Genomic DNA, 12,698 nt, shown 5'->3' with positions numbered 1-12,698 from the left:
CGTTTATTGTTGGGGTTGTGCGACGGTCGCGGGCAGGACGAGCGAATCCAGCTGCGTGATCTGCTCCTCGGGCTTCACGTCGCCGCAAAGTTCGGCCGTGATGCGGTCGCGGACATATTCGAACAACGGGCGGTTCTCCTTCGAGATCGGCTCCGCGGGCTCCTGCGGGATTTTCAGCGGGTCGATCGGCGTGCCGTTCTTCCAGACGCGGTAGTCGAGGTGGGGGCCCGTCGAGGCGCCCGTCGAACCGACGTAGCCGATCAGCTGGCCCTGCGACACGCGCGACCCTTTCGTGATGCCCTTGGCATAGCCGCTCAGGTGCAGGTAACCCGTCTGAAGATTGCCCGGGTGTTTGATTTTGAGCGTGTTGCCGCCACCGCCGCCCCAGCCTTTGAAGATCACCGTACCGTCGGCCACGGCGTGTACGGGAGTGCCTTTCGGCGCGGCGTAGTCGACACCCGTGTGCGGGCGGTAAACCTTATAAATAGGGTGTTTGCGGGCGTAGGTGAATTTCGAACTGATGCGCGAGTATTTCAGCGGGGCTTTGAGCATCTGCTTGCGGAGGCTCGCGCCGTCCGCCTCCCAGTATTGGATCTTGCCGTTCTGACGGAACGGAATGGCGTAATACTCCTTGCCGCCCTGGGAGAATTTCGCACCCCAGATGCGCCCGATGCCCACCGACACCGAGTCGTCGATGAAGCGTTCGTCGTAGATCACCGTGAAACTGTCGCCCTTCTGGATGCCGAAGAAATCGACCGTCCACTGGTAGATGTCCTCCAGTTCGGCGGCCAGGGCGTAGGGTAAGTCCTGCTCCATGATGGCGCCCCAGAGCGAGGAGTTGATGACGGCGCTTTTCTTCGTGCGGCGCAGCGTGTAATCCTTGCAGTCGCGGCGCACCGACACCGAGTCGTTGTCGTGGAATCCGAAGACCACGTAATCGGTCACCGAAAGCTCGTAGGCCAGGTAGTCGAGGTGCGGGGCGTAGAGCGAGTCCTCGTGGATGAAGGCGGTGTACTTGTGTCCCGCGCGGATGTTGCGCAGCGGGAAGACCGCTTTCGAAGCCTTGTCCAGCCGGTCGATCGTGTAGGCCGAGACGCCGAATCCATTGAGTATTTTGCCCATCGTCTCCCCGGACCCCACCTCTCCCGTCTCGGTGCGGTAGTCGTCGGCATTGATGCCGTAAAGCATGTTGTGGGGCTCCTCCGCCCCCTCCGTTTCGGTTGCCGGACCCTGTGTCCGGTTGCAGGCGCCTGCGGCCAGGAGCAGCAGGGCGCATATGGTAACTTTAAAACTTTTCATAGATGCCGTAAAGATAGTAAAAAAACGTGTCGTCCGCTGCATTTAGTATGCTATTTGCGGGGAATGGCCGAGATTTGCCGGTTTGGGTTTGGCGGTCCCGGGAAAAATCGTTACCTTTGAAAGTTATCTGTACAAATCGGTTGGAAAGATGTTGAAATTCCTGCTCGCACCTGCGGCTGTCCTCTATAAAGCGGGGGTGACGTTTCGTCACCGCCTCTTCGACTGGGGTATCCTCAAAAGCGAGAAATTCGACATTCCGGTCATCTGCATCGGCAACATCACCGTCGGCGGCACGGGCAAGACCCCGATGGCCGAAATGGTGATCGCCTACATGGCGCAGATGCACAACGTGGCGCTGCTCTCGCGCGGCTACGGGCGGCGCACGAAGGGTTACCGGGAGGTGCGCTGCGATTCGCATTACCGCGACGTGGGGGACGAACCGCTGCAGATCAAACTCAAATTCCCCGACACGGTGGTCGCCGTCTGCGAGAAGCGTTCCGAGGGCATCCGCCGCATTCGCGCCGAACACCCCGAGGTCGACCTGATCGTGATGGACGACGGCTTCCAGCACCGCTATGTGGAGCCGAAAATCAATATCGTGATGATCGACGCCACGCGTCCCGTCCAGCACGACCGGATGCTGCCGCTGGGTACGCTGCGCGACCTGCCCGAAGAGTTGCACCGCGCCCACTATTTCGTGGTCACGAAATGCCCCGAGCGGATGGCGCCCATCGACCGGCGCATCCTGCGCAAAGTGCTGATTCAGGTGGCCTACCAGCGGGTCTATTTCACCCGTTTCGAGAGTTTCATGCCCCAGCCGCTCTTTGCCGGCGAGGCCCCCGCCGAGCCGCTGGTCCAGGGGCGCCCGGTGATCGCCCTTTCGGGCATCGGCAACCCCAAACCCTTCCTGCAGACCCTTCGTGAACGCTATTCGGTCGTCGCCGAGATGACGCTTGACGACCACCACGTCTACAAGGTCCGTGACATGAACGCTTTGAAAGCCCTGCTGGCGGAGCATCCCGGCGCGGTGATTGTAACGACGGAGAAGGACGCGGTGAAGATGACCAACCGGGACAAGATTCCCGAAGCGATCCGCCGTAATTTATATTATCTACCGATAAATATTTCATTCATAGAGGATTCGGCAACGGATTTTCTGCAAAAACTGGAAGAAGATGTTAGAGGAAATTAAGAAGACAGCCGCTTTCATTCAGGCTGAGACCCGGGATTTCGCGCCCGAGGTCGGCATCGTTCTCGGCACCGGACTGGGCGATTTCGCCGACCGGATCGACACGCAATTCGCCATCGAATATAAGAATATCCCCGGGTTTCCCGTCTCGACGGTCGAGGGCCATAAGGGCCGGATGATTTTCGGGACGATCGAGGGCCGCAGGGTCGTGGCCATGCAGGGCCGCTTCCACTACTATGAGGGTTACACGATGCAGCAGGTGACCTTCCCCGTGCGCGTGATGCAGCAGTTGGGGATCAAATACCTCTTCGTGTCGAACGCCTCGGGCGGCATCAACACCTCGTTCCGCGTGGGCGACCTGATGGTCATCACCGACCATATCAACCTGATGCCCAACCCGCTGATCGGTCCCAACATCGCCGAGCTGGGGCCCCGCTTCCCGGACATGCACAACTGCTACGACAAGACGCTGATCGCCGCGGCCACGAAGATCGCCGAGGAGGAGAATATCAAACTCCAGTACGGCGTCTATGTCGGCGGTACGGGCCCGACGTTCGAGACGCAGGCCGAGTACCGCTATTTCAAAGCCATCGGCGGCGATGCCGCGGGTATGTCTACCGTTCCCGAGGTGATCGTGGCGCGCCACATGTCGGTTCCGGTCTTCGGCGTTTCGGTCATCACCAACTGCGGCCTTTCGGACGAAGTGGGCGACCACGAGGACGTGCAGCGGCAGGGCAAAAAGGCCGGTGTGCGCATGGAGGTTCTTTTCCGCAAAATGATTAAAAATCTTAAATAAATGGTAAACAAGGTAATACTGATCGGCAATGTGGGCATGGACCCCGAAGTGCGCACGCTCGAGGGCGGCGCTAAGGTCGCCCGCATCCGCCTGGCGACGACCGAACGGCTGTTCGACCGCCAGGCCAACGAAGCGAAGGAACACACCGAGTGGCATACGATCACGCTGTGGCGGGGTCTGGCCGACGTGGTGGACCGTTTTGTCCGCAAAGGTTCGCAGATTTACGTCGAGGGACGCCTGCGCACCCGCGAGTGGATGGACAAGGACAACAACAAGCGCTATACGACGGAGATCCTGGCCGATACGATGAACCTGCTGGGCCGTCGTTCGGACAATCCGGCGTCGGAGGGCGCTCCCGCCTACGGCGGGCAGCAGCAGGGCGGATACCAGCAAAGCGGCTATCAGCAGCCTACGGCGGCTCCGCAGCCCCAGCCCCAGTCTGCGGCTCCTTCCGCCCCGGCGGACGATCCGGACGATTTGCCGTTCTGACGCCTGTCGCCGCTCACAATCGGTCTGCCGTCCGGTTGAATCCTCAATGCCCGGGCGGTAGATTTTTGTTTTACCCGAATCTTATTGCCTATGAAACTGTTATCAGCCGGATTATCGGTCGCACTGGCCGGTTGCATGCTGACCGGCTGCGGTGGATCCCGGAAGGAGAGCTGCCGCGACCTGTTCGAAAAGTACTATGAAGTCAACCTGCAGGCCTTTGTGAAAACCATGCCCGAAGCCGACTCGGCGGCGGCCCGCCGCAAGGGAGAGTTCCTGCTGAACCGTTTGTATGAGATCGATTCGACGTTCGTTCTGAAAAAGGGCCCGGAACTCGATGCGTTCATCCGCGGGAACCTGCATCTGGCGGACGAGTGCGAGTAGTTACCGGTTCAGCCACTGCCGGAAATCCTGCACGCGGTCGGTGCTGACGAACGCCTCCTCTCCTTCGGCAAGGGGCGGGTTGAGCAGGACTTTGATGCGGCTTCCCGAGTAGCGGATCATCTCCCGGATGGCGTCGAACGAGATGATGAAACGGCGGTTGATGCGGAAAAAGAGGTTCGGCGGCAGTTTTTCGCCTACGTCGGTCAGCGAACGGTCGAGGATGTAGTCTTTTCCGTCGTGCGTCATCAGGTGGAGATACTTGCCGTCAGCCATGAAATAGGCGATTTCCGCCGTGGTGACCGATTTCATCCGGGCGCCCATGTGTACCAGGAATCGTTCCTGATATACCGGAGGCGTCTGCGTCGGGGCGCCGTGCTCCGCAGACGCACTTCCCCCCCCCGACAGAAGTCCCAGCTTATCTATGGCCCGCCGGAGGTCGTCCAGACCGAAGGGTTTCAGCAGGTAGTCGATGCCCTTGTTCTCGAAAGCTTTCAGCGCATAGGAATCGTAGGCCGTGATGAAAATGACCGGCACGGAGATGTCCGCGCGTTCGAAAATATCGAATCCGCTGCCGTCTTCGAGGTGAATGTCCATGAAGATCAGGTCGTGGTCGACACGATCTATCGTCTCGACCGCTTCTGCGACCGACGATGCCGTGGCTACGACCTCGATGTACGGTGCCACCTCGGCCAGCGACGTGCGCAGCTCGGCAGCCGACAACGGCTCGTCTTCGATGATAATGGCTTTCATGACGCGTAAAATTACAAAAAAAACAGTCCGGTGCAAAAACCGGACTGTTTTTTCAGTCGTGGCCCGAAATGCGGGCTTCTCTCCGTTTAGTTGTTCAACTCGGGGTTGTTGTTGATGGCCGACTGCGGGAAAGGCAGCGTGTAACGCGAATCGCCTGCCTGAAGTCTGTAAGTAACTTCTTCGTGGACCCGGGTGATGGCGGGACGCGTCGTGCGTCGCAAATCCATCCAGCGGTGCCCTTCGCCGATCAGTTCGCGGGCGCGTTCGTCGGCGATCTCCGCGCGGAGTTCGTCGGCGTTCATGGCCTGCACCTTTGTGCGCTGGGCTTCCATTGCCTCCGGTTTCAGCCGTTTGCTCTGCAAGGTGAGCAGATGCGTGCGTGCGTTGTCCAGTTCGGCCGGAAGGTATGAACCGGCTTCGGCGGCGATCAGGTACATCTCGGCGATACGGATCGACACGCGGTCCGACGACGAACGGTCGGGGATGTAGTAACCCAGCGGGGTCTCGTCGCCCCAAACGGGGTCTCGTTTTACAGCTTCTTTGATGTAGTTTCGGCGGTTGTCGGTCGCTTTGTCGAACCGGGCGAGCATTTCGTCGGAAAGGGCGCACGACTCGAACAAGTCCCCGCTGCTGAAACCGAACGGGCGCTCCCAGGCCAGAATGGACTCCGTGGAGGTCGCTTTCCACGGCAGGTTGTCTTCGCCTTTTTCGCCCAGATCGTTCAGGTCCGCCAGTGCGTATGCGGGCATCAGGGTCGTTGCTGCGTCATAAGCTCCCTGCCAGTTGCGCATGTAGAGCAGGACGCGGGCCTTGAAGGCTTCGAGGGCGTTGAGCGAAAAACGGTAGCTGAGTGTGGCGTCGGGCTGTTTCTCGACGTCCATCAGCTTTTCGGCCTGTTCGATGTCTTTGAGAATCTGCGTGTAAATTGCCTCCACACTTGCCGGACGGTATTTCTGCTCGATGTCGATTTCGACTGACAGGGGCACGCCGCGGTCGGTAGCCGCCGTAGCGGGATCATAGGCTTTGCCGTAGAGGTTCACCAGATCGAAATGAGAGTAGGCGCGTATGGCGTATGCCTCGCCCATGATCTGCTCCTTCGATTCGGCGGAATCCTGCTCGGAGTCCATCACATCGTCGATCACGGCGTTGGCGAGGAAGATGGCCCGGTAATAGGTTTCATACGGCATTTCGTGCATCTGACTGCTGTAATCCCACACGAAATTGTGCGAGAGCGCGACGTAATTGCTGCTGTAAAGTTTGCCGTCGTAGAGGTAGTCGGTTTCGTCGGAGAGCATTCCCGTAAGGGCCTTCGAGTCGATGTACGGAAACCGGAAATAGCCTTCGGTGAGCAGGGCGCGGTATTCCGATGTCTTGTGCGGGATTACCTGGCCTATGGGATCTATTTCCAGGTAGTTGCACGAGGCGAATCCCAGTGCTGCGAGAAGAATGTATGCGTATTTTTTCATTTTTCAGCGTATTAGAAAGTGATGTTCAGTCCGACGGAATAGGTGCGTGCCATGGGCTGTGCATAGATGTTTCCGTAGGTTTCGGGATCGAAGTAGCCGTCGTAGTTCGTCGCGATCACGAACGGGTTGCGGGCCTCGAAGTGGACACGCAGTCCGGCCATGTGGAGCTTGCGGGTGATTTTTTCCGGGAAGGCGTATCCCAGGCGGATGCTGTTCACGCGGAAGTAGTTGATCTTCCGGCTCCAGATGTCGAGGTTGTTGAAGAGGCCGACGTTCGACGGGTAGTTTTCCAGAATCCAGTACATGATGCGATAGGGATCGGAATCTTCGCTCCAACCATCCCAGGCCGAACCGTCGGGCTGGCGGTTGCCCACGATGACGGGGTAGATGCCCGAAGTGTTTTCGGGCGACCATACCTGGGCCATCTCCGTCGTGTAGTTCTGTCCGGGACCGGTCTGCGTGGGGTCGTAGAACGGCGTGCGGGTCACGAGTTGGCCGAATACGAAGTTGCACGAAACGGCGAGGTCGAAATTCTTGTAATAGAACCGGTTGTTGAAACCTCCCGTTACGTCGGGATTGCGCGACCCGATGTAGGTCAGCGAGTTGCGCACACTGCCCTGCGTGTTGTTCATCACGGGGGCATATTCGTAGTACTCGGGCATGCCCAGCCCCCACGGGTCGGTCAGTTCGTAGCGGAATCCCACGAACTCTTGAAGCGAGACTTTCTGTCCGTCCTTCCAGAACATCGGGATACCCATCTCGTCGAGTCCGGCGGTTTTGAACGCGAAGACGGCGCTTGAAGAGTGTCCTTCCAGCGACGGGGTCCAACTGTCGTCGGAGATGCGGACTTTCTCCACCTTATCGGTATTATGGGCGATGTTGATGGAGGTTTCCCAGCGGAAGTCGCGTGTGCGGATGTTCACGGTGTTGAGCGTGAACTCGATACCGCGGCTCGATATTTCGCCGTAGTTGGTCGACGTGGAGGGGAATCCGGTTTCGAGCGGAATCGAACGGTTGGTTATCAGGTCCTTGCTGCGGCGTCCGTAGAGTTCGAAGGTGAATCCGATACGGTTGTCGAGGGCCGCGAAATCGAGCGCGGCATTCCACGAATAGGTGGTTTCCCAGCGTAGGTTCTGATTGGGCGGCGACGAAACGTCGATGCGGTCCTCGGTCACGCCGCCGAGCGAGACGTTGTTCCACGTACCGAGGATGTAGGGCGAGGTCGAGCGGTCGATATTGCCCTGTGCTCCGTAGGAAGCCCTCAGACGCAGGTTGTCGAGCCACCGTGCATCGCGCAGGAACTTCTCGCGGTTGATGTTCCAGGCTCCCGAAACGGACCACATGGGGTTGAATTTGTACTTGGGATCGACGCCGAAGAGGTTCGTGCCGTCGTAACGCATCGACCCGAAGAACGTGTAACGGTTGTCGTAGGTGTACGACGCCGTGAAGAAATAGGAGAGGTAACGGTTTTCGTAGAACGACTTCTGATACTGTTTGAATTTGCCCTCGTTGATCTTGTTGCTGCCCGTCGGAAAGTTGATCGGCTTGGTGGTCATCGTCTTGTGGTCGTAGCCGAATCCCTTGGTGTGGACGGAGGTGTTGGTCGTTCCGCGCATCTCCAGACCGGCCATCAGGTCGAGTTCGTGCTTCCCGAAGACGCCCGTATACTCGGCCTGCGCCTTCCAGGTGTATTGCGAGAGATCGCTGTTCCAGTTCTGGATCACGCCGCCTTTGGGCAGGTACTCGACACCGCTTATACGCGAGTCATAGGCATATTTGCGGGTGAAGAAGGTGTTTTCCTGCGCCATCTTCTCGGTCATCGAGTTGTCGACCTGCAAACCGAACTGGGTGAAGATGCGCAGCCCTTTGACGGGTTTGTAGTCGAGGTCGAAAATCGTCTTGATCGAACGGGTTTTGAGCGTGTACTCCGTGCGAGCGCGCTCTTCGAGGAAATTGAAGTTGAGAATCGTGTCGTCGTTACCCTGGTAGGCGTTCATGTCGGGATCGTAGGCATAGCTGCCGTCGGGGTTGTAGGCGTTGAAATAGGGATTCACCGTGCGGCTGTAACGCGAGGGGTTGGTGAATACGTCCGTATCCGAAACGTAGGAGTCGTTCTTGTTCTGGCCCACGAATACCGAAGCGCCGAAACGCAGGTTTTTCAGCAGGTCGTAGTCGGTCTTCATCGTGAGATTCAGACGCTCGAATCCCGTGCCGACGGTCGTTCCCTGCTCGTTGTAATAGCCGCCCGAGAGGTAGTAGCTGGCCTTGTTGCCGCCGCCCGAGATGCTGAAGCTGTACTGCTGGTTGAGCGCCACCTGATAGATCTCCTTGCCCCAGTCGGTGCCGTCCTTGCGCAGGGCGTTGATCGCCGATTGGGTTTCGGGTGAGAGCGACGAAAATCCGCCTTCGCGGAGCGCTGCCCGCTCGCCGGCCTGGTCCAGAATGCGGGCCACGCCGCCCATGTCGGGCTGGAAATTGAGCCGTCCGTTGGCGGCCAGCCCCAGTTCGAAATCGACCTTCTGCGAAGCGTTCATCAGGTTCAGCTTGTCGAGGTTGGGACGGTCCGTCACGAAAAGCGACGCCGAAATGTTGACGCGCGTGGCCTGGTTGCGGCGACCGCTCTTGGTGGTGATGATGATGACGCCGTTGGCTGCGCGGGCTCCGTAGATGGCCGTCGCGGCGGCGTCTTTCAGGACGGTGATGTCCTCGATGTCGGCCGGGTTGAGGCCGGCGATCGACATGTTGTAGAGGTTGTCGACGTTCTCTTTCGACGACCAGTCCGAGGGGATGTCGTTGCCTTCGAGCGGCATGCCGTCCAGCACCCACAGCGGATCGGTGTTGCCGTTCAGCGTCACCGTACTGCGGATTTTAACCTTGCTGGCTCCGCCCGGGGCGCCTGTCGTGGGGGTCGATGTCAGACCTGCGATCGAACCCGAGAGCATCTCGTCGACGCTCGCCACGCCGTCGCGTGCGATGTCCGACATTTTGACATTGGAGATCGACGAGGTCAGCTTGCGCTTCTCGATGCGCTGGTAACCCGTTACCACGACGGCGTCCATCTTGTTGTCGGTCGCCGAGAGGTAGATCGTGAAGTTGCTTTTTCCCGAGATATCCAAGGTCTGTGCTTCGTAACCGAGGTAGCTGACCACGACTTTTTTGACGCTTACGGGGAGTTTGAAAGCGAAGCGTCCCTGTTCGTAGGCGATGGTTCCCTGCGGGTTGTAATTCTTGGCCTGAGTCTCTTCGGGCGCGATGAAGACGGTGGCGCCTACCAGCGGCGCACCGTCGGCGCGGTCGAGGACCTGGCCGGTGATCTGCCGGGTCTGCTGCGCCAGTGCGAGCAGCGGACAGATCAGGACGAATAGCGTAAGGAGTTTTTTCATGCTGTAAAAATAAATGTGTTTGAGTTATTTTTGTATCAAATCGGAGCTATATCTTGTAAATATGTTTTAATCTGTAACCTGTTTCGCCTCCCCTTTAGGAGCCGCAAAGCCGTCTTTCCGGGAGGAAGACGGCTTTGCAGCTCGGGTGTTTTGCCTTATAACATACGCAAGGCTTCTTTCAATCTCAGTTCGAGGTCCCGGTAATGGTTCCGGGTCGCCTGGTCGCCGCTTCCGGTGCGGCCCTGCACAAGGGTCAGCAGCCTGCGCATCTCGGCCCGCTTGGCCGAGGTCGTTTCGCTGACGCGCTTCATCAGGTCGTAGTTGCGCGCCGTGCGGAACTGGATGTCCTCGGGTCTCGGCAGCGGTTCGAGATGCAGTTCCGGAGCCTCCTGCATCAGCGAACAGCATCCGCGTCCGTCGTGTTCGTGGAGCGTTGAACCCAGTTTGGTGGTTTTGACCATCGTGATATTCGACGAGACGATCAGCGCGTCGAGGTAGTTCTTCTGGCTCATGCGCTCCCAGATCGTGAGGGTGCGGCTTCCGGGACGGATGAAGACGGCACGGGTGATGTCGTCCATCATCTGCTCGGGGGTGTAGGTCTTCGCTCCGCGTCCCTGCCGTGCCTCGACCTCGTACATGCGCACCAGACGTTCGTCGGCCAGCAGCTCGTAATAGGCCTTGTACTGCAGTTCGCGCGCGAAGTTGTAGGGTGCGTATTCCATCATCCCCACGGGCGACAGCCGTTGGGCGTAAGCCTTGTCCCAGACCTTGGCGTTGAACAGCCATTCGGGGATGGTGAACACCTGGTCGATCAGGTATTTGACGCTCTTGCGCTGGTAGGCGGCCGGAACCGGGATGTAGCGGTCGATATCATGCCCCGCCACGACGTTGTTGAGGTAGAACCCGCCGACGTTGGTCTTCACGTGGTCGGCGTAAGCCATCCACTGGAAGACGACGGCCATCAGGAAGCGGCCGCTTTCGTATTGCAGTTCGCCCTCCTCCGAGGTCCAGTCCGTTATGTGGGGAACGATGCGCTGCAGGTTCTTCAGTCCGTAGAGGCTGGCTTTGACAGCGTCGTTGCCCAGGTCCTCCGACTGCGAACGGGGGTCCTCGTTGCCCTGGAACCGCTGCTCGCCGTACCAGTATTCGGGATCGTCCTCATGCTCGCGCAGCCAGGCGTTGAGCGTCGGCAGCTCTTCGTGGGGGTCCTTGGCGCCGAGCCAGCGGTAACCCCAGTTGATGGCGTGTTTGTCATAGGTCCCGATCTTGGGCGTCAGTTGCGTGATGCCGTCCTCGGGCTGGGCCACGTAGTTGAAGCGGGCGTAGTCCATGATCGAGCTGGCTGTGCCGTGCGACGCCGTATAGGTTTTCGAACGAAGCGAATCCACCGGCACCGAGTATGAAGCGCCGAAATTGTGCTTCAGGCCGAGGCTGTGCCCCAGCTCGTGCGACGAGACGAAACGCACGGCGTTGCCCATCAGCTCCGTGGGGAGCTTGTTGGCCCGGGCCTGGGGGTCTACGGCGCCCGTCTGCAGGCGAATCCATGCCTGGAGGATGCTCATTACGTTGTGCCACCAGATGATGTCGGCTTCGATGATTTCGCCGCTGCGGGGGTCGATCACCGAGGGCCCCATGGCGTTGGCCGTTTCCGAGGCGGCATAGGTCACCACCGAGTAGCGCACGTCGTCGATGTCGAACTCCTTGTCCTCGGGGTCCACCTCTTTGGCGATGATGGCGTTTTTGAATCCGGCGGCTTCGAAAGCCTCCTGCCACTCGACGATGCCCTTTTTGATGTAGGGCACCCATACGGGCGGCGTCGCCGGGTCGATCCAGAGTACGATCGGCTTCTGCGGCTCCACGAGTTCTCCGCGCTTGTAGCGCTCCACGTCCTCGGGTTTGGGCTCCAGGCGCCAGCGGTTGATGAATGCCCGCTCCTCGGCTTTCTGTTGGTTGTCGTTGAAATAGAGGTGTCCGATTTCGAAATAGCCCACGCGCTCGTCGGAGAAACGGGCCACCATCGGCTCCTCGGCCAGCAGGACGAGGTTCGAGGTGATATCCACGGTGACGGCCGTCGAACCGCCCTCGCCGGAGTGTGAACCCGAGAGGGTCGATTTGACGATGATGTTTTCGGGGAACGATTTCACGGACTCGATCTTCGAGAGGTCTTTTTTCGGGGAGCCGCTGATGCGGAGCGCTCCGAAGACGTTGTTGAAGCTCTTTTCGCTGCCGTCGAAGACCTTGTTGACTTTGATGACCACCGTCGTGGAATCGGGATTGTAAGCCTCGATCGGGAACTGCTCGATCGCCGTTTCGCGGTAGTTGTCCTTCACCGAGCGGGTGATGCGGTCGCCTTCGGGCGAGGTGATGCGCGGGTCGTAGGTCATGACCCAGACCTTTTTATAAAGGGTGTCCTTGCGGAAGCGGACGATCTTTTCGCCGTAGCCCATGCCCTTGTTGATCCCGCTGTCGTTCAGGGCGTAGGGTACGCCCGATATCTTGTTGACGATCAGGATGTCGCGGCCCATCAGCGAGTCGGGTATCTCGAACAGGAAGTCCGTACCCTTGCGGTGGACGTCGAACAGGCCCTTGTCGGTTACGGCGCCTTTCAGCAACTCCTCGTAACCTTTTTTCTTGTCTTTTTTGAGCGAGTCGGCCTTGGGGGCTGCGGCTTCGGTTTTCTTCGATTTGCGGCCCGGCTTCTTCTTGGCCTCCGCAGGAGCGGCCGCCAGCAGGAAGAGCGTTGCCAGGGCTGCTGCCATCAGGGTAAATCGTCGTGTGTTCATGTTTTATTATTGCTCGGTTTCTTTCGGATACACAATCCGCACGATGCAATAATATAATTTAAATTTTTTAAAGAAAAGCGAATCGGGACGAATGCCCGGTTTGGGGGAGTGAATGCCGCAATTAGGCGGGCCGGTGTCGGCCTGAAAATAGCAGTTTCGGGT

Annotated in this window: 9 protein-coding genes; 4 read left to right on the top strand and 5 right to left on the bottom strand. The window is 58.9% G+C overall.

Annotated elements, in window-relative coordinates:
• Positions 1–3: 3 nt before the first annotated feature.
• A complete protein-coding gene (locus BLU78_RS03420; protein ID WP_010263422.1) occupies positions 4–1,299 on the bottom strand; it encodes a M23 family metallopeptidase in 1,296 nt (431 codons plus the stop codon).
• A gap of 148 nt (positions 1,300–1,447) precedes the next feature.
• Between BLU78_RS03420 and lpxK the strand changes: the two genes are divergently transcribed.
• From lpxK to BLU78_RS03400, 4 genes are all read left to right on the top strand, one after another.
• Complete coding sequence (lpxK, locus tag BLU78_RS03415) at positions 1,448–2,491, top strand: tetraacyldisaccharide 4'-kinase (protein ID WP_010263431.1); 1,044 nt, start codon at positions 1,448–1,450, stop codon at positions 2,489–2,491.
• Complete coding sequence (locus BLU78_RS03410; RefSeq protein WP_010263435.1) at positions 2,475–3,284, top strand: purine-nucleoside phosphorylase; 810 nt, start codon at positions 2,475–2,477, stop codon at positions 3,282–3,284. Before lpxK ends, BLU78_RS03410 begins: the two co-directional genes overlap by 17 nt.
• Positions 3,285–3,773 carry a single-stranded DNA-binding protein gene (locus BLU78_RS03405; protein WP_010263437.1) on the top strand — a complete coding sequence of 163 codons (489 nt, stop codon included), beginning with the start codon at positions 3,285–3,287 and terminating at the stop codon, positions 3,771–3,773.
• A 90-nt stretch (positions 3,774–3,863) separates the two neighbouring features.
• The gene (locus BLU78_RS03400; RefSeq protein ID WP_010263440.1) at positions 3,864–4,154 is read left to right on the top strand and encodes a hypothetical protein; all 291 of its coding nucleotides are present in this window, start codon (positions 3,864–3,866) and stop codon (positions 4,152–4,154) included.
• Here the strand turns inward: BLU78_RS03400 and BLU78_RS03395 are convergent, their stop codons facing one another.
• The 4 genes from BLU78_RS03395 to BLU78_RS03380 form a co-directional block, all read right to left on the bottom strand.
• A complete protein-coding gene (locus BLU78_RS03395; protein WP_010263443.1) occupies positions 4,155–4,904 on the bottom strand; it encodes a LytR/AlgR family response regulator transcription factor in 750 nt (249 codons plus the stop codon).
• A gap of 86 nt (positions 4,905–4,990) precedes the next feature.
• Positions 4,991–6,370, bottom strand: a complete 1,380-nt coding sequence (locus tag BLU78_RS03390) for a RagB/SusD family nutrient uptake outer membrane protein (RefSeq protein ID WP_010263446.1) — start codon at positions 6,368–6,370, stop codon at positions 4,991–4,993.
• A gap of 11 nt (positions 6,371–6,381) precedes the next feature.
• Positions 6,382–9,753 (bottom strand): SusC/RagA family TonB-linked outer membrane protein, encoded by a 3,372-nt coding sequence (locus tag BLU78_RS03385; RefSeq protein ID WP_010263449.1) that lies wholly within the window; start codon positions 9,751–9,753, stop codon positions 6,382–6,384.
• Positions 9,754–9,908: 155 nt separating this feature from the next.
• A complete protein-coding gene (locus tag BLU78_RS03380; protein ID WP_231290874.1) occupies positions 9,909–12,536 on the bottom strand; it encodes a zinc-dependent metalloprotease in 2,628 nt (875 codons plus the stop codon).
• Positions 12,537–12,698: the final 162 nt, after the last annotated feature.

The sequence above is a fragment of the Alistipes timonensis JC136 genome, from assembly GCF_900107675.1.
In the GTDB taxonomy this organism is placed as follows: domain Bacteria; phylum Bacteroidota; class Bacteroidia; order Bacteroidales; family Rikenellaceae; genus Alistipes; species Alistipes timonensis.
The sequence above is the reverse complement of the archived record's forward strand: the minus strand, read 5'-3'. Positions and strand labels throughout refer to the sequence as shown.

Bases quoted from the DNA above. Each gene is read 5' to 3' on its own strand.
- BLU78_RS03380 (WP_231290874.1), bottom strand. From the start codon at position 12,536: ATGAACACACGACGATTTACCCTGATGGCAGCAGCCCTGGCAACGCTC.
- lpxK (WP_010263431.1), top strand. From the start codon at position 1,448: ATGTTGAAATTCCTGCTCGCACCTGCGGCTGTCCTCTATAAAGCGGGG.
- BLU78_RS03390 (WP_010263446.1), bottom strand. From the start codon at position 6,370: ATGAAAAAATACGCATACATTCTTCTCGCAGCACTGGGATTCGCCTCG.
- BLU78_RS03385 (WP_010263449.1), bottom strand. From the start codon at position 9,753: ATGAAAAAACTCCTTACGCTATTCGTCCTGATCTGTCCGCTGCTCGCA.
- BLU78_RS03405 (WP_010263437.1), top strand. From the start codon at position 3,285: ATGGTAAACAAGGTAATACTGATCGGCAATGTGGGCATGGACCCCGAA.
- BLU78_RS03420 (WP_010263422.1), bottom strand. From the start codon at position 1,299: ATGAAAAGTTTTAAAGTTACCATATGCGCCCTGCTGCTCCTGGCCGCA.
- BLU78_RS03410 (WP_010263435.1), top strand. From the start codon at position 2,475: ATGTTAGAGGAAATTAAGAAGACAGCCGCTTTCATTCAGGCTGAGACC.
- BLU78_RS03400 (WP_010263440.1), top strand. From the start codon at position 3,864: ATGAAACTGTTATCAGCCGGATTATCGGTCGCACTGGCCGGTTGCATG.
- BLU78_RS03395 (WP_010263443.1), bottom strand. From the start codon at position 4,904: ATGAAAGCCATTATCATCGAAGACGAGCCGTTGTCGGCTGCCGAGCTG.